Origin of the sequence: Rhizobium fabae (genome assembly GCF_003985135.1) — a bacterium.
In the GTDB taxonomy this organism is placed as follows: domain Bacteria; phylum Pseudomonadota; class Alphaproteobacteria; order Rhizobiales; family Rhizobiaceae; genus Rhizobium; species Rhizobium pisi.
Genome location: NZ_ML133653.1, coordinates 86,336 through 102,338 on the forward strand (window position 1 = coordinate 86,336; position 16,003 = coordinate 102,338).

Genomic DNA, 16,003 nt, shown 5'->3' on the forward strand with positions numbered 1-16,003 from the left:
GGTCGCAGTGGAAAATGTGGCTCGACGACGACCCGGACCATGCAATATGGTCAACAGTTCATGAGCTGGTGTGGCGGGATACGCAATTCGCAACCATCGCGCAGCTTGCCCGAGACAATCCCGATGGACCTCTGAATACGAGCCTGATTGCCGAGGCCCTGATCGGCGGTCAAGTGGCGCAACAGGTGATGGCGATCCGACGTCTCACGGATCGAACAAGAAACCGGATATCGCTCTGGCGGCTCATCACGGACGTGAAAGGCAGCTTGCATCTCATGACTCGGGAGAATTTCGTCTGCCACGACGGGCTTCCGTACGACTATGCAGCCGTGTCGGCAGCGGAACGGGCAGATCGAGTACCGGGCATTGCATTTTGGGGGCCCACCTCCGGTCCGAAGGCATGGTGCACCTCGGCGCGGGCGCACGAGCAGTTCGACCGGGTCGCCGGCATCTCGCCTGACGATCGGCAGCGGGACGATGTCATTCCGAAGTCTGTCTTCGTACGCCTCGAGAACATGTTGGCATCCAGCGGTGCCAGTCGCATCGCCGACTGGAGCCATGCATTCCTCGCGCATGCAGGGGCGCAAGTGGACCGGAAGTCCGTCGACAACGTGAAGGTCGGCAACGACAAGATTTCGGCAGCCATCCGCGAGCTCACCCGCATCACCGAATACCTGTCGTCGGAAGTCTTGTGGATTGGAGGTTACGGCAGTTCCCTGATATCAACAGCCCAGTACGATGTTTTCGAGAAGCTGGAGAATCCAGTTGCTCCGCAAGATCGGCAGCAGGATGCCGCGGCGGTCTGGCAGCAGAAGACGTCTGATTGGGACGAGGCCCTTGCTGGCGTCGAAGACTTGCTGAGTCCTCCGGAAGGGTAGCTCGGACTGTCGAGTGAACGGCCCCCGGTGGATCTTCACTGGGCCTATTTTGTTTCAGTACATTTGTCCTTTGCTCCTCGACCGCCGAATGTACTCGGAAAACAAGGCGAAGGACGAAATGCTGTAACCGTTGTCCTGATCCCACCTTCCGCGTCATCGCTTGATCATTGATGTTCAGCCTCAGCTCGAAATCAGTGCTTACGTTACCAATGCAAAACTTCATCTGAACCGAAGTCTTTTGACTAACTGTGCCCACCTCATTCGCAGGGAATTTGGCTCAAGTTCAGACCGGGTTGCCAGCATGAAATCGGGCAACGGTACGTTTGGCATGTTGTCATAGGCTTTAAGGATGGTCTCCAGTGGCGTCAGGGTCTGGTCGCGGTCCCAATAGACGATCTTCAACCATGTGGCCGCACGCTCATATTGGCCGCCTCCCAACCATGTTTCCTCAAGATTGGCCTGCAACATCCGCCGTCCCGCCTCCAGCAGGTCATTGTCGTCAAATCGCGCCCGCCCTAACTTTTTTAAACAAAGCGCATAGGCAAACGCCCGTGGTTTTAACGTTGTTTTGAGTGATGGGTTTTTCGGCTTTAAGTGTCGCTCATATTCCTCGACTGCGGTGTCGTATTGACCAGCCTGGAGGCTGAACGCCATGAAGTCGTCAAGAGTTCCGTCGACGAGCAGCCTCCGTGAACTATACGGAAGGCCCTTGATTTCCTGAGGAACGAAACGTTGGAGCTTGTAATCAAACTTGTCGACACCGAGTACCTTGGTAAAGCCGGTTCGCATGTATTCAATCTCTGCATCTTGTGCGGTTTTCCACGATGCTTCGTCGTTTCCCTTACCGTGCAGCCATTGGCCAAGCGCCTTAGCCCAGTGCAAAGTCCTGCGGTGAGAACAGGGAAAAGGACCAAACCTTTCCTCCTCTTTTTCCTCGATGGCCTTGTCCAACCATTGGAGCGCACGCGGAAGAACGGGTGTTGTTTGCTTGTCGTGACGCACCAACCAGGCAGAGATGATATCGTTAATGTCATGCACTGCAAAATTGCCCATCGGCTTCGCGGGATCGTATTCGGTACGAAGTACGCGGGCGATGGTCTCACCAATCACCTCACGCGTTCGAATGGGGTTGAATTTTTTCAAAGCTGTCTCCGCTTATTGGGAATGAAATTCGAAACCTTCGCTGGCACCGAGTTCTTGGGGTAAGCGGTGCCTCGCTCCCATGCTGACGAGGCTTCTTGTTTGATGTCGAGGAGTGGAGCCGCGACGACGACAGCTTTTCGCCGTGCCCACGAGGCCAACAAACCTTGACGAGTTTAAGCGTCCAACGGCAACCTCGCACGGTACTTGAGACATCCATAGACGCCGATCGTTTTTGCCGGGTTAAAACGACGGATCAAATGTCGGGAGAAGTCCGCAATGTGCCGGATAGAAGCCTTTGAACGCATATTACCGTGCAAGGTTATTCCACGGCAGGAGTTCCTTTATTCGGCTCTGGTTGTGGCCGTTAGCTATGGTGGCGAGAGTGACGGTGAGATAGGCGAACGGATCGACACCGTTGAGCTTAGTCGTCTCGATGAGGGAGGCGATGATCGCCCAGTTCTCCGCTCCCGCTCTGTCCGCCATTTGAGAACATATTGAGAACCTGGCTACCGAAGGCGTCAGACTTATTTGCGTACCAGCTCCGATGATTCAGCCTCCTTTCGCTGTAAGAGGGAGAAAGTGCTGCGTCTGCCGTTGCTGTGTCCGCATAGCGTCTTTCGCCGTACACCACGATCTCCTCAAGTGAACGCGTGATAGAAAATTGCATGGACATCGCCCCACCCCAATCACGATTTTTCGGATTCCGCGAATGCGCATTGTCGGAAAAGATTGATCTCACCCGTCCTTGGGTCGAACCAGCGCGAGGAGAAAGCGATGAGAGAGTTGATCCTGACCATGGCCATGTCGCTCGACGGTTTTGTCAGCGGCCCCGAGGGCGAAACCGAATGGATATTTTCTGGCGACCAGGAGGCCATTGCCTGGAAGGTGGAGAATGCGTGGAACGCCGGCCTACACATCATGGGCAGCCGCACCTTCCAGGGCATGGCCAGCTATTGGCCGACCGCGACGGGAGTATTCGCCCCGCCGATGAACCAGATTCCGAAGGCCGTTTTCTCGAAACAAGGGCCGGCGATCCTGAAGGCGGCCGAAACGGCCAAGGAAGGGCTGCAGCCCGGCGCGGAAAGTTGGCGCGAGGCCTATGTGGCGAGCGGCGATCTGGCCGAAGAAATCGCCAGGCTGAAGGCCGAGGACGGCAAGCCGATCATCGCCCACGGCGGCGCCGCCTTTGCGCGCAGTCTCATCGCTCACGGGTTGGTCGATCAGTACATGCTGATGGTGTATCCGCTGGCTCTCGGTAAGGGCCTGCCGATCTTCTCCGACCTCGCTGTGCCAAGGCAGCTCAAGCTGATCAGCTCGAAAGTTTTTCCGAAGGGCTCGATGGCCCAGATTTACCGGCCGGCGTGATCATGTGAAGCGTGTCGCGATCTTTCAGATTTGGTTTTCCGCATACCGCCTAAAACCGCTGCACAGTTTTATGCGACATGCTTTTAGTCGACGAACTTGACGATTACACCTGGCTTCACCATTCCGGCAAGCTCTTCGGCATACCAGTTGGTCAGGCGCACGCAGCCGTGCGATCCAACTTTGTCGATCAGCTCCGGGTCGGGCGTGCCGTGAATGCCGTAGGTCGGCTCGGTCAGATCGATCCAGACGCTGCCGACCGGCCCGTTCGGTCCTTTGGGGATGGTGAGGATCTTGTCGTTCTTCCCCTGCTTGAAATTGATCTTCGGATCGTAGCGGTAGACCGGCATCCGCGCGACACCCTTGACCTTGTGCGTGCCGCTCGGGGACGGATTGTCGCTGCTGCCGACCGTTGCCGGATAGGCCGCAATCACCGATCCATCCCCGTCATAGGCCAGGACCTGTCCGGTCTTGCCGTTCACCTCGATGCGCTTGACCTTTCCCTCCTTGGGAGGTCCTGGTGTCACGACCTCGATCGTTTTGCCAGGCGCGAATTCCGCGCCGGGATTGAGCGTCTTCATCAGATCGATGTGCATGTGGAACCGCTCCGACAGCTTCTCCGCCACGCTGGTATATCCGAGGCTCGCCATCTTGGCCTTTTCGCCGTAGTCCTTAGGAATGTGGTCGACGAGACCGGCGGCATCCTCGTCGGTGATGACATAGCTTTCGACGATGGGTGGGCCTGTTTCCAGCCGGGAGAGCACGTCGGGATCGAGTTTTCCGTCGGATGGAAGCTTGTTCATCGTCTCGAACGCGGCGACCGCCTTGCCGACATTCTCCCCATACAGTCCGTCGATCACGCCTGGTGAGGAACCGGCGCGGTCGAGAAGCGCCTGGAGACGCACGATCGCCGGATCAGGTTCCGGCGACGGTTTGCTGGGGCGCTCCCGCGCAATCGGCGCGAGGGATGCGGTGTTGATGGCCTCCGGCGTCAGTTCCAGCGCATGCGCCGTACCGAGTGAGAAAAGCAGAGCCAGCGTTGCGATGGGTGTGACAGCCTTCATGATCCAACAAATGATCGCCGGCCGTACTTGTTCCACCGGAAGGGAAGACCGTCGGTCAACGCTTACGCTGCCGCGGCTTCCGTTTCCGTTCTCGTAAGGCTTCGAGCTGGGCCTGACGGCCTACTGCAGGATGCGCGGGATCTGCAGATTTTCCGCGGCGACGCCGGACATGGCGGGGGCGGCGCTGCCTTCCAGGCCGGTCGCTACGACCGAGACCCGGAACTTTCCGTCAAGGCCGCGGTCGAAGATGGCGCCGACGACGATTTCGGCGTCCGCCTGCACTTCGTCTCGAATGCGGCTCGCCGCCTCGTCGACTTCAAACAGCGTCATGTCGGAACCGCCGGAAATCGAAATCAGCACGCCCTTGGCGCCCTTCATCGAGAGGTCGTCGAGCAGTGGGTTTGCGATCGCCCCCTCCGCCGCCCTCATCGCGCGGCCTTCGCCCGAGGCTTCGCCGGTGCCCATCATCGCCCGTCCCATGCCGCGCATCACCGATTTCACATCGGCGAAATCGAGGTTGATCAGCCCTTCCTTGACGATGAGATCGGTAATGCAGCCGACGCCCGAATAGAGTACGCGATCGGCGGTCATGAAGGCGTCGGCGAAAGTGGTTTTCGCGTCGGCGATGCGGAAGAGGTTCTGATTGGGAATGACGATGACAGTGTCGGCGGCCTGGCGCAGTGCCTCGATGCCGACTTCTGCCGTCCGCATGCGGCGATTGCCCTCGAAGGAAAACGGCTTGGTGACGACGCCGACCGTGAGGATGCCGGCGTCGCGGGCTGCCCGCGCGATCACCGCCGCCGCACCCGTTCCCGTTCCACCACCCATGCCGGCAGTGACGAAGCACATGTGCGAGCCGCTGAGGTGATCCATGATCTCGTCAAGCGACTCCTCGGCCGCCGCCCGGCCGACCTCCGGCAACGAACCCGCACCGAGCCCCTCGGTCACCTGCGCCCCGAGCTGGATGCGCCGCGAGGCCTTCGAGGTCGCAAGTACCTGGGCATCCGTGTTCGCCGCGATGAACTCGACGCCGGCGAGCTTCTCGGCGATCATGTTGTTGATCGCATTTCCGCCGCCACCGCCGACGCCAATGACGGTGATGTTCGGCCGCAGCCCCAGAATGCCGCTCTTGGCGTCCGTCATCGCATAATCCTTCTCATATCCTGTGAATGCCCCATTCTCGCCCGCGGCGACGAATCGTTCCGCAGATTAAGGACGTAAAAAGGCGGCGGAAGGGCAAAAACATGCCCTGCGGCCGTTCGGATTGCCTATTCCCCAAACTTCTTGAAGGTGATGGAGGGATAGGCCACCGGGATAACCTCTTTCATGACCTCGCGCTCGGCTGCGCTTGTTTCCGCGCCCACCACGACAGGGTGGGTTTTCGTCCCCTGAACACGGAAGTAGCCGGCATCGACGATCTCGCCCTCGCCAATCGTAATCCTGCTCGCGCCTTCCAGCGCGCTGATATAGCTGAACAGGCCGTCACGGTCGCCGCCTGCCTCGAGCGTCGAGGTCCCGTTCGGGTCGGATATCTGGCAAGAGGCATAGGTGACGACATAAGTGCCGGGCGTGATCGGAGAAAAGGAGCGTTCGTAGTCCTTTGCGTCGGGAATACCGTTCAGGAAATTGCTCTTCACCACTGCCGGCTTGGCTTGTTCAGGCAAAAGCCAGCGGAAAGCGGTCCCGAGGTCTTGGGGCGCGGCCACTTTGTCAGGTGCGCCGTCAACAAGCTTGCGAAGACGAATCCGACCGGAGCACCGGATAGGACCGAGCCAGCCAGGATAGATGAAGCGCGCCATGATCAACGCGCCTTTTTGTTTTCTTTCGTTGAGAATCTCGGTGGATTTTGCCTGTCTTTCGCTCGCGATCATCGCCGGATCAGGTGTCCCTCCACACGAGGCCAACAGCGCCGTTACGATGCTCAATCCGGCTGCAGTAAAGGCTCTTTTGTTCATGTGAATTTCTCGGTTTCAATGGGAAAGTAAGAATGTGTGGTTGTGCGACGGCCGACGCGGACGGCAAAGCCAACGAAGCAGGACTTCGTTGAGCCATGGGACATCGATTTCATGAAGAAACGCCTTAGGGGCGAGGCCGATCATCGGCCCGGTTCATCCATAGCAGATCCCGAAACGGTGCATCGAGAGGTAGTTTTGATATCCGCTCGGTTCATGCGCGTTTTTGGAGATGCGTGCACTTTTTGCAACAATTACGCTTATATTTATAAAATGTCCCGCGCATATTCCCTGCGCCGGAAATTGCGGCGCAGGTCAGCCAGGTCGGGGCATTGCAGGATCCTGCCTTGCCCCTTCTGCAATGTGCCAACCCGCTATTCCTTCACCGCACCCGTCATCGACGACACGTAATAATCGACGAAGAAGGAATAGAGGATGACGACAGGCAGCGAGCCGAAGAGCGCGCCGGCCATCAGCGATCCCCACTCGAAGACGTCGCCGCGCACGAGTTCCGTCAGGACGCCGACCGGGATGGTCTTGTTCTCCGAGGACTGGATGAATGTCAGCGCGTAGATGAATTCGTTCCAGGAGAGCGTGAAGGCGAAAATGCCGGCCGAGATCAGGCCGGGCACGGCGAGCGGCAGGATGATCTTGGTGAGGATCTGCCAGCGATTGGCGCCGTCCACCAGTGCGCTTTCCTCGAGTTCGAATGGGATGGAGCGGAAATAACCCATCAGCAGCCAGGTGCAGAACGGGATCAGGAAGGTGGGATAGGTGAAGATCAGCGCCAGGCGCGAGTCGTAGATCCCGAGCTTGAAGACGATGAAGGCAAGCGGGATGAACAGGATCGACGGCGGGATGAGATAGGCCAGGAAAATAACGAGGCCGATCTGCCGCGAGCCGGTGAAGCGCACGCGCTCGATCGCATAGGCGCCGAAGACCGAGGCCACCAGCGACAGCGCCGTCGACCCCACAGCCACCAGCATCGTGTTCCACAGCCAGCCGGGATAGGAGGTTTCCAGGAAGAGGTATTTGATGTGGTCCAGCGTCGGCCCCACGACCCAGAAGGGGCTGTAGTTGTTATAGTCCGTCAGCTGCTCGTTCGGCTTCACGGCGGTAATCGCCATCCAGTAGAAGGGAAAGAGCAGCACGAAGACGAAGAGCGCCATCGGCAGGTAGAGCATCACCACGCGCCGCGGTAGGCGGTTCAGATAGCTCATGCCTTCGGCATTGTCGGTCAGGACCTCATCGGCCGCATTGAGATTTGTCGACATGGTTATTCCCCCTAATCCTGGCCACCCTGCTGCCATTTGCGGCGTTGAAGGCCGAAGAAGCTGAACATGATGGCGCCGAGCAGGAAGGGCACCATGGCAACGGCGATGGCAGCCCCTTCGCCGAGCTGGCCGCCTGGAATGCCGCGCTGGAAGGAGAGAGTCGCCATCAGATGCGTGGCGTTAACAGGCCCGCCCTTGGTCAGCACGTAGATCAGCTGGAAATCCGTGAAGGTGAAGAGCACCGAGAAGGTCATGACGACGGCGATGATCGGCGTCAGCATTGGCAGCGTCACATAGCGGAAGCGCTGCCAGCTCGTCGCGCCGTCGAGCGAGGCGGCTTCCTGCAGCGAGGCCGGGATGGTCTGCAGGCCGGCGAGCAGCGAGATCGCCACGAACGGAATGCCGCGCCAGACATTGGCGACAATCACCGAAATGCGTGCATTTGTGGCATCGCCGAGGAAGTTGATCGGCGCGCTGATCAGCCCGAGCTTCATCAGCGACCAGGAGATGATCGAAAACTGGGAATCGTAGATCCACCAGAAGGCCAGCGCCGAAAGCACGGTTGGCACCACCCAGGGCAGCAGCACGATCGCCCGGAAGAAGGATTTGAACGGCAGGTGCTGGTTCAGAAGCATCGCCAGCCAGAGGCCGAGCACGAATTTCAGCAGCGAGGCGACGAAGGTGTAGAGAATGGTGTTGAAGACCGACATCCAGAAAACGGCGTCGTCAGCAAGGAACTGATAGTTCTCCAGACCGATGAAGATGCCGTCCCGGCCGATCCGCGTATCCGTAAAGCCAAGCCAAACGCCGAGCCCCAGGGGATAGGTGAGAAAGCAGACGAGGAACACGGCCGCCGGCAGCATGAACAGGAAGCCGAGCACATTGTTGTTCTGCATGAGCGCGGAGATCGGGCCGCGCGTATCCCCGGATTTCAAGGTCGACATTGCATGCCTCCAGATTGCATTCAGTCCTGATGCATGTCGCCCGGAAGTGTTCAGCGGTTCCGGGACAACGACATGCATAAAAACAAGGAACTAAAGCGCGGCGCATAGATCAAAGTTCATGCGACGCGCTTTAGAGAAGCTTGCGGCATGCCGGAACCCGGCATGCCGCCTGTCTCGGCTCCGTATCAGATGCGGTAGTAGCGGTTCGCCCGGCGTTCGGCTTCCTTCATCGCGTCTTCCGGCGACTTCTGGCCGGTGACGGCGGCGGCGTACATGTCCACAAGCACATAGTCGGCCATCGTCGCCGCCGAGGCGTAACCGAGCGGACCGGCATAGCCGTTCGGACGCAGCTTTTCCGAAGCGCGCGCATAGGGCGCGTGGATCGGATCGGCGGTCCAGACCGGGTTCTTGGCGAAAGCCTTGAGGGGTTGGCAGCAGTAGGCGCTGGAGCCCTGGATCCAGGCGTTCATCTGGTCGGCTTCCATCATGAACTTGATGTAGGCCTTGGCCGCCTCGGGATATTTGGTGTGCTTGAAGAGCAGCAGCGAACTCGTCTGGAAAAGCTCCACGCTCTTGCCAACAGGCCCGATCGGGAAGTTCGTCGTGCGGATGTCCTTGGCGATGTCGGCGAGCTTCGGGTCGTTCTTGGCGGTGTAGTAGACCGAGACGCCGTTGGCGATCAGCGATACCTGGCCGGCCAGGAAGGCGCGGTTGTTGTTGACGTCCTGCCAGCTTTCCGTGCCCGGAATGAAGGTCGCGTAGAGCTCCTTGGCATAGTTGATCGAGGCAAGCGTCTCGGGGCTGTTGATCACGACCTTGCCGCCCTCGTCGACCATCATGCCGCCATGGCTCCACAGTAGCCAATGGGCGTAATTGTTGCCGTCGCCGACCGCCTTGCCGTGCGGGAAGCCGGCGGGCGTGCCCTTTGCCTTCATCGCCTTGCAAAGTTCGAGGAAGCCTGCCGTATCCTGCGGGAATTCGCTGAAGCCGGCGGCCTTCACGTGGGTGTCGCGATAGACGACGGCATTGCCGATCGCCGTCAGCGGCATGGCGATGAACTTGTCGTCGCGTGTGGCGTAGCCCTTCACGCCGTCGTACCAGCCCTCGTACTTGTTGCCGAGATAGTTGCCGAGTTCGGTGAGATCGACCAGCTTGTCGGGATATTGGTGGGCGTCGTCGAACCAGCACATGATGAGATCGGGGCCGGAGCCGACGTTGGCGGCAACCGCTGCCTTCGGACGGATATCCTCCCAGCTCTCCTTGTCGATGCGCACTTCGACGCCCGTGGCTTCCGTGAATTTCTTGGTGTTGGCGATCCAGGCTTCTTCGTCGCCTTTCACGAAAGGCGTCCAGCGCAGAAGCCGCAGGCTGGCACCGCTTTCCGGCGTGTAGGTCGGTTCGGCCTGTGCCAGAGATGGCCTGGTGCCGAGGCCGGCAACACCGGCTACGGCTGCCGATGCAGCAAGAAATTCACGTCTCTTGATCGTCATGAGATTCCTCCTCATTGAAACAGCGGGCAAATTCTCCGGCGTCCACCTCCCGCTTGGTGAAGGCCGGCCTGGCATCCCGCGGGAATAGAGCTCCCCTGGAAGCTCGATTCCCGCTTGAGAGGCTTGTGCCCTGGGATGCTTCTGCTCCGGCGGACCGAGAGGCTCCTCCTCTCCCGCACCGCCGGATGGCATCAGTGGGTCAATCTCCTGCCGCCTTCGGCATCGAAGAGATGGACATGCGCGGCGTCGATCGCCACGCGAATGGCTTCGCCCGGGCGCGCATTGACACGCTCGCGGAAGACGCAACTGACCTCGCTGCCGCCGAGGCGGACCGTGAGGTGCGTCTCATAGCCGGTCGGCTCGATCACCACGATTTCGGCCGGCACCCCGTTAGGATCGAGCGAGATATATTCGGGGCGCAGCCCATAGACGAGGTCGCGGCCCATGGCACTCGCCGGCGGATTGGCGACGGGCAGCCGCGTGCCGTTGGCCGCGACGAACTGGCTGGCATCATCAGGATCGAGCCTGCCATGGATCATGTTCATCGCCGGCGATCCGATGAAGCCGCCGACGAAGAGATTGGCGGGGCGGTCGTAAAGCTCGAGCGGCGTGCCGATCTGCTCGACGATCCCATCATGCATGACGACGATCTTGTCGGCCATCGTCATGGCCTCGATCTGGTCATGGGTGACGTAGACGGTCGTCGTTTTCAGGCGCTGGTGCAATTCCTTGATCTCGGCGCGCATGGCGACGCGCAGTTTCGCATCGAGGTTGGAAAGCGGCTCGTCGAACAGGAAGACCTCGGGATCGCGCACGATGGCGCGGCCCATGGCGACGCGCTGGCGCTGGCCGCCGGAAAGCTGGCGCGGATAACGATCGAGCAGCTTGTCGAGGCCGAGGATGCCGGCGGCATATTTCACCCGCTTTTCGGCTTCCGCCTTCGGCGCCTTGTTGAGCATGAGCGAAAAGCCCATGTTCTGCTCCACCGTCATATGCGGGTAGAGGGCATAGTTCTGGAACACCATGGCGATGTCGCGATCCTTGGGCGGCAGCGTATTGACGATGCGCCCGCCAATCTTGATCTCGCCGCCGGAAATGTTCTCGAGCCCTGCGAGCATCCTCAGAAGCGTGGATTTGCCGCAACCCGAGGGGCCGACGAGGATGACGAACTCCCCATCGGCAATATCGATGTCCACCCCCTTGATGACGGGATGCGCACCGAATGATTTCCGGATATTCGCGAATTGAACGTTTGCCATAATCCCTCCTCCCAGTTCATGCGCATTGCGCAGGCACGTATTTCTGTCGTTTTCGGCCGATGGCGGCCCGTTGGTTTCACCCCCGCCCGACGAAAGGCATCTGCGTCGCCATCACGGTCATGGTCAGTACGTTGGCGCTGAGCGGCAGGCTCGCCATGTAGACGACCGCATCGGCAATATGCGCGGCGTCGATCGTCGGCTCCGTGGCGATGCTGCCGTTTGCCTGCAGCACGCCTGATGCCATCTTCTTCGTCATGTCGCTTGCGGCATTGCCGATATCGATCTGGCCGCAGGCGATGTCGAATTCGCGCCCGTCGAGCGCGGTGGATTTGGTGAGCCCGGTGATCGCGTGTTTCGTCGCCGTGTACGGCGCCGAATTCGGCCGCGGCGTGGTGGCGGAGATGGAGCCATTATTGATGATGCGGCCGCCGCGCGGGCTCTGGTTCTTCATCAGCCGGAAGGCCTGCTGGGTGCACAGGAAGGCGCCGGTGAGGTTGGCCGCGACGATGGCGTTCCACTGCTCGAACGAAACCTCCTCGAGTGGCACGGCCGGCACGCCGACGCCGGCATTGTTGACCAACAGGTCGAGCCGTCCGTATCGTTCCGAAATCGTATCGAACAAAGCCCGCACTGAAGCGGGATTGCCGACATCGGCCGGGACGGCCAGAAACTCCGCACCCGTCTCGCCGGCAAGCTCCGCCGCCGCCTTTTCAAGCACATCGGCCCGCCGTCCTGAAATGACGACCTTATAGCCCGCCGCACCGAGCGCCCTCGACATGGCGCGTCCGATGCCCGTGCCGCCGCCGGTCACCAGTGCAATCTTTGCCTCTCCGCAGGCCGCTATGCTCATGCGAACCTCCCGCCAAGTTCATCCTCGATATGCACCTGCAGGATCTCGTCGAAGCTGGTTTCCGCCTTGAAGCCGAGCGAAGAGGCTCTTGTGGCGTCGAACTGGGTCGGCCAACCGGCGACGATGCGTTCGATCACCGGATCGGGCACACGTTTGATGAGCGCGACCGCCTTGTCGCCGGCGACCCGGCGCAACGCTTCGATCTCTTCGGAAACAAGCGCGGAAAGGCCGGGCATGGTCAGATTGCGGCGTGCGCCGATCCTTGCCGTATCGATCGTCGCGGCATGAACGAAGAAGCCGACGGCCGCGCGCGGGCTGGCAAACCAGTGCCGCACGCCGTCGCTGACCGGCAATATGGCTTCCTTGCCCACCAGCGGCTCGCGCAGGATATTGGAGAAGAAACCGGATGCCGCCTTGTTCGGCGCGCCGGGACGCACCGTGATGGTCGGCAGCCTGATGCCGATGCCGTCGAAAATGCCGCGGCGGGAATAATCGGCAAGCAGCAGTTCGGCGATCGCCTTCTGAGTGCCGTAGCTCGTCAGCGGCGTGGTGAAGAACTCGTCCGGAATAACCTCCGGGAAGGGCGTGCCGAAGACGGCGATCGACGAGGCGAAGACGACGCGCGGCACATAGGCGCTTGTGAGGCCGAGCTTGCGGATTGCATCGAAAAGCGCGCGCGTGCCGTCGAGATTGACGGCGTAACCCTTGTCGAAATCCGCCTCCGCTTCGCCGGAGACGATTGCCGCAAGATGGAAGATCAGATCCGGACGGCTTTCAATCAGCCTGTCGGCCGCGCCAGCGCCGGCAAGATCGATCGTCAGCGCCGTGGAGACGGGTTGCAGCGCTTCCGGCACCGGCGGCTGAAAGGCGTCCGCCAGCGTCAGGCGGGTGACGGGCCGGCCGAACGCCAGCGGCTCGCGCGCAATCTTCTCGACCAGCTTGCGGCCGACCATGCCGGCCGCGCCCAAAATCATCACATGCATGTCGGCTCTTCCTCCCGTTGGCCGGTGTCGTCAGTCACATTAGCGCCGCGCGTCGCGGTGCCTCCTCGCATATAGGGCAGCCGATCACATCGGCAGGATGCGCATTGTCTCCTTCATCGATAGGCTCCAAGCCAGCCCAAGCCTGCTTCCGTCGACGTCGCCGGCCGGTATTCGGCGCCGATGGGCCTGTCATAGCCAAGCGTATCAAGGACCTGCAGGATATGGCGGTAGTCGATCTCTCCGTGATCCGGTTCGCGCCGATCGGGGACCGAGGCGATCTGGATGTGCCCGATCGAATTCAGATAGGCCTGCAACCTGTGGGTCAGGTCGCCCTGCATGATCTGCAGATGGTAGCAATCGAACATGAGCCGGATATTCGGCGCCCCGACGGTGGCCATGATGTCGAGCGCCTGTTCCGAGGTCTGCAGGAAATAACCGGGCGCATCGCGCCGGTTTAGCGGTTCGATCAGGATTGTGATCCCTGCCCTGCCGGCCAGATTGCAGGCATGGCGCAGGTTTGCGACGAATGTCGCCCGGGCCTCTTCGCCCGACGCCTTGCCGGCCATCACATGAACATTGAGTGCGCCGATCGCTTGAGCGTAATCGACGGCCTCAGCGATTGCCTCAAGCGCTTCCTGCTCGCGCCCCGGCACCGCCGCAAGCCCATTGTCGCCGGCTTCGACATTGCCGCGGATCGTATTGATGCCGAGCATGGTGAGCCCGGTTTCGGCAAGTGCTGCGCGGACCGCTTCAGCGGGAAAGGCATAGGGGTAATGGCATTCGACCGCATCGAAGCCGGCGGCTTTCGCCGCGCGGATGGCGTCGGGGAGCGTAAGCTCCTGCCAGAGGAAGCCGAGATTGGCGGAAAAACGGGTCATCGCTAATCCCACTCCACGTCGAAGGTCCGCACGATCTGGTCGATCTGCGCACGCGTGAGCAGCGTGGGATTGGCGCCGCGCGTCAGCATGGCGAGCTTTGCCGTCTCCTCCAGTTCCTCGATCGCGTAGACCGCCGCCTCCAGGTCCTTGCCCGCGACGACCGGGCCGTGGGCCGCCAGCATCACGGCGCTGCGTTTGCCGGCAAGGCCGCGGATCGCATGGCCCATCGCCGGGTCGCCCGGCATGAAATAGGGAAGCAGCTTCACCTTGCCGAGCCTCATGATCGAATAGGCCGTCAATGGCGGCAGCATGTTTTCGGCATCGACGTCGGGCAGCAGCGACAGCGCCACGGAATGGCAGGAGTGAAGATGCACGACCGCGCCGGTCTTTGCCGGACGCGTCTCGTAGAAAGCCTGATGCAGCGGCATTTCCTTGGTCGGCTTGTCGCCGCCGGTCAATTTGCCGCCGGCATCGAAGAGGGAAAGGCGCGCCGGATCGAGCCTGCCGAACGAGCTTCCCGTCGGCGTCACCAGCAGGCGCCCGTCACTGAGGCGCGCGGAGATATTGCCCGACGAGCCTGATGTCAGTCCGCGATCGTAGAGCGATTTCGCCATGGCGCATATGTCTTCCCGCAGCCTGGTTTCCTCGCTCATGCCGCCTCCAGCAGATCAAGCGCATCAGTGAAGAAGGTTTCGCGGCCAAAATTGCCCGACTTCAGCGCAAGGGCGACCCGCTCGCCCTCCACCTCCGCAAAGGTCCAGGGAACGCCGGGGGCAATTTCCGGCCCGATTTCCAGCCGTGTCACGCCAAGCGCCTTGGTGACGGCGCCTGACGTTTCGCCGCCGGCGACGACGAAGCGGCGGATGCCGCGCCGGAAGGCCGAACGCGCCAGATCGGCCAGCGCCTGCTCCACGAGCTCACTTGCCTTTTCCAGGCCGAGCTTCTCCTGTGCCCGCCTGACGTCGTCGGGCTCGGCGGTTGCGAAGATAAGTTTAGCCGCATCGGGAGACTGCTGACCCAGCCACGCCTCGGCCGCTCCCGCTCCTTCGGCGGCAAGCGCCAGAGGGTCGAGCCGCAGGCTGGCGCTCCGGCTGCCGTAATGGGCGACTTGTCTGCGCGTCATCGCCGAGCAGCTGCCCGACAGTACGATCTGCCCGCCCTGCGGCGGCAGGGTCGGGCGCCGGGCGGCAGGCGGCGAAACCATGGCCTGCTCGATATAGAGACGCGGCAGCTGGCCGGCGACCGCGCTGCCGCCGGTGATGAGAGGAAAATCCGCGGTGGCGGCGGCGATTTCGCTCAGATCCGCGTCGCAGACGGCATCGACGATGACATGGCTGACGCCGTCCTCGGCAAGCGCCTGCAGCCGTCCCTTCAGCGCCTGGGCTCCGCGGGCGACGACGTGGCGATTGGCAAGGCCGACCTTGCCGCGAACCTGCGGCGCCAGAAGCCTGACAAGGCTGGAATCGCGCATCGGCGTCAGCGGGTGGTCCTTCATCGGGCTTTCCGACAACAGGTCTTCGCCGACGAAGAGATGCCCCATGAAGATGCTGCGGCCGTTTTCCGGGAATGCCGGGCAATAGATCGTCTGTTTCGCCCCGAGCTCGGCCATCAGCATTTCGGCGATGGGGCCGATATTGCCTTCGGGGGTGCTGTCGAAGGTCGAGCAATATTTCCAGAAGAAGCGGGACGCACCCGTCCGTTTCAGCCAGGCGAATGCGCGCCGCGCCTCTTCGATGGCGTCTGCAACCGGCGCAGTCCGGCATTTGAGCGCGATGACCTCGAAGGCGGCGGCATCCGCCGCGCTGTCCTCTTCCGAAGGCACGCCGATGCGCAGGGAGACGGGCAGACCGCTTCGCGCAAGCAGGGCCGAAAGGTCCGTTGCGCCGGTAAAATCGTCCGCGATGCAGCCGAGCACGGTTCCCATGA

General features: G+C 61.2%; 15 protein-coding genes and 1 pseudogene. 2 read left to right on the forward strand and 14 right to left on the reverse strand.

Annotated features, from left to right (window positions below; genetic code table 11):
* Window positions 1-14 precede the first annotated feature (14 nt).
* Window positions 15-878, forward strand: a complete 864-nt coding sequence (locus EFB14_RS19350) for a hypothetical protein (RefSeq protein ID WP_126828087.1) — start codon at window positions 15-17, stop codon at window positions 876-878.
* A 219-nt stretch (window positions 879-1,097) separates the two neighbouring features.
* Here EFB14_RS19350 and EFB14_RS19355 read toward each other — a convergent pair whose 3' ends face one another.
* The gene (locus EFB14_RS19355; protein ID WP_210302868.1) at window positions 1,098-2,021 is read right to left on the reverse strand and encodes a hypothetical protein; all 924 of its coding nucleotides are present in this window, start codon (window positions 2,019-2,021) and stop codon (window positions 1,098-1,100) included.
* A gap of 306 nt (window positions 2,022-2,327) precedes the next feature.
* Window positions 2,328-2,489: pseudogene (locus EFB14_RS19360) on the reverse strand (transposase domain-containing protein); the annotation flags it as partial.
* Between the two features lie 306 nt (window positions 2,490-2,795).
* On the opposite strand from EFB14_RS19360, the gene EFB14_RS19365 reads away from it, so the two are divergent.
* Window positions 2,796-3,386, forward strand: coding sequence for a dihydrofolate reductase family protein (locus EFB14_RS19365; RefSeq protein WP_125849097.1), 591 nt, complete (start codon window positions 2,796-2,798; stop codon window positions 3,384-3,386).
* Window positions 3,387-3,469: 83 nt separating this feature from the next.
* Here the strand turns inward: EFB14_RS19365 and EFB14_RS19370 are convergent, their stop codons facing one another.
* From EFB14_RS19370 to otnK, 12 genes are all read right to left on the reverse strand, one after another.
* Window positions 3,470-4,447, reverse strand: coding sequence for a L,D-transpeptidase family protein (locus EFB14_RS19370; RefSeq protein WP_126828089.1), 978 nt, complete (start codon window positions 4,445-4,447; stop codon window positions 3,470-3,472).
* 120 nt (window positions 4,448-4,567) lie between these two features.
* Window positions 4,568-5,590 carry a cell division protein FtsZ gene (ftsZ, locus tag EFB14_RS19375; protein ID WP_125849093.1) on the reverse strand — a complete coding sequence of 341 codons (1,023 nt, stop codon included), beginning with the start codon at window positions 5,588-5,590 and terminating at the stop codon, window positions 4,568-4,570.
* A 125-nt stretch (window positions 5,591-5,715) separates the two neighbouring features.
* Entirely contained in the window at window positions 5,716-6,402 is a 687-nt protein-coding gene (locus tag EFB14_RS19380; RefSeq protein ID WP_126828091.1) for a hypothetical protein, read from the reverse strand.
* A gap of 371 nt (window positions 6,403-6,773) precedes the next feature.
* Window positions 6,774-7,673, reverse strand: a complete 900-nt coding sequence (locus tag EFB14_RS19385; protein ID WP_125849090.1) for a carbohydrate ABC transporter permease — start codon at window positions 7,671-7,673, stop codon at window positions 6,774-6,776.
* 11 nt (window positions 7,674-7,684) lie between these two features.
* Window positions 7,685-8,617 (reverse strand): carbohydrate ABC transporter permease, encoded by a 933-nt coding sequence (locus EFB14_RS19390; RefSeq protein ID WP_125849088.1) that lies wholly within the window; start codon window positions 8,615-8,617, stop codon window positions 7,685-7,687.
* A gap of 185 nt (window positions 8,618-8,802) precedes the next feature.
* Entirely contained in the window at window positions 8,803-10,107 is a 1,305-nt protein-coding gene (locus EFB14_RS19395; protein WP_126828093.1) for an ABC transporter substrate-binding protein, read from the reverse strand.
* Window positions 10,108-10,298: 191 nt separating this feature from the next.
* Window positions 10,299-11,366, reverse strand: coding sequence for an ABC transporter ATP-binding protein (locus EFB14_RS19400; RefSeq protein WP_126828095.1), 1,068 nt, complete (start codon window positions 11,364-11,366; stop codon window positions 10,299-10,301).
* 76 nt (window positions 11,367-11,442) lie between these two features.
* Complete coding sequence (locus EFB14_RS19405; protein WP_126828097.1) at window positions 11,443-12,216, reverse strand: SDR family oxidoreductase; 774 nt, start codon at window positions 12,214-12,216, stop codon at window positions 11,443-11,445.
* The gene (denD, locus tag EFB14_RS19410) at window positions 12,213-13,199 is read right to left on the reverse strand and encodes a D-erythronate dehydrogenase (protein ID WP_126828099.1); all 987 of its coding nucleotides are present in this window, start codon (window positions 13,197-13,199) and stop codon (window positions 12,213-12,215) included. Before denD ends, EFB14_RS19405 begins: the two co-directional genes overlap by 4 nt.
* 113 nt (window positions 13,200-13,312) lie before the next feature.
* The gene (locus tag EFB14_RS19415; RefSeq protein WP_126828101.1) at window positions 13,313-14,077 is read right to left on the reverse strand and encodes a hydroxypyruvate isomerase family protein; all 765 of its coding nucleotides are present in this window, start codon (window positions 14,075-14,077) and stop codon (window positions 13,313-13,315) included.
* Window positions 14,078-14,079: 2 nt separating this feature from the next.
* Window positions 14,080-14,730 carry a 3-oxo-tetronate 4-phosphate decarboxylase gene (gene otnC, locus EFB14_RS19420; RefSeq protein ID WP_126828103.1) on the reverse strand — a complete coding sequence of 217 codons (651 nt, stop codon included), beginning with the start codon at window positions 14,728-14,730 and terminating at the stop codon, window positions 14,080-14,082.
* Entirely contained in the window at window positions 14,727-16,001 is a 1,275-nt protein-coding gene (gene otnK / locus EFB14_RS19425; RefSeq protein WP_126828105.1) for a 3-oxo-tetronate kinase, read from the reverse strand. Before otnK ends, otnC begins: the two co-directional genes overlap by 4 nt.
* Window positions 16,002-16,003 lie beyond the last annotated feature (2 nt).

What these genes read in the sequence shown, in the direction of transcription:
- EFB14_RS19415 (WP_126828101.1), bottom strand. Translation starts at nt 14,077, where the DNA reads ATGACCCGTTTTTCCGCCAATCTCGGCTTCCTCTGGCAGGAGCTTACG.
- otnK (WP_126828105.1), bottom strand. Translation starts at nt 16,001, where the DNA reads ATGGGAACCGTGCTCGGCTGCATCGCGGACGATTTTACCGGCGCAACG.
- EFB14_RS19380 (WP_126828091.1), bottom strand. Translation starts at nt 6,402, where the DNA reads ATGAACAAAAGAGCCTTTACTGCAGCCGGATTGAGCATCGTAACGGCG.
- EFB14_RS19390 (WP_125849088.1), bottom strand. Translation starts at nt 8,617, where the DNA reads ATGTCGACCTTGAAATCCGGGGATACGCGCGGCCCGATCTCCGCGCTC.
- EFB14_RS19385 (WP_125849090.1), bottom strand. Translation starts at nt 7,673, where the DNA reads ATGTCGACAAATCTCAATGCGGCCGATGAGGTCCTGACCGACAATGCC.
- EFB14_RS19405 (WP_126828097.1), bottom strand. Translation starts at nt 12,216, where the DNA reads ATGAGCATAGCGGCCTGCGGAGAGGCAAAGATTGCACTGGTGACCGGC.
- EFB14_RS19370 (WP_126828089.1), bottom strand. Translation starts at nt 4,447, where the DNA reads ATGAAGGCTGTCACACCCATCGCAACGCTGGCTCTGCTTTTCTCACTC.
- otnC (WP_126828103.1), bottom strand. Translation starts at nt 14,730, where the DNA reads ATGAGCGAGGAAACCAGGCTGCGGGAAGACATATGCGCCATGGCGAAA.
- EFB14_RS19365 (WP_125849097.1), top strand. Translation starts at nt 2,796, where the DNA reads ATGAGAGAGTTGATCCTGACCATGGCCATGTCGCTCGACGGTTTTGTC.
- EFB14_RS19400 (WP_126828095.1), bottom strand. Translation starts at nt 11,366, where the DNA reads ATGGCAAACGTTCAATTCGCGAATATCCGGAAATCATTCGGTGCGCAT.
- EFB14_RS19395 (WP_126828093.1), bottom strand. Translation starts at nt 10,107, where the DNA reads ATGACGATCAAGAGACGTGAATTTCTTGCTGCATCGGCAGCCGTAGCC.
- ftsZ (WP_125849093.1), bottom strand. Translation starts at nt 5,590, where the DNA reads ATGACGGACGCCAAGAGCGGCATTCTGGGGCTGCGGCCGAACATCACC.
- EFB14_RS19350 (WP_126828087.1), top strand. Translation starts at nt 15, where the DNA reads ATGTGGCTCGACGACGACCCGGACCATGCAATATGGTCAACAGTTCAT.
- denD (WP_126828099.1), bottom strand. Translation starts at nt 13,199, where the DNA reads ATGCATGTGATGATTTTGGGCGCGGCCGGCATGGTCGGCCGCAAGCTG.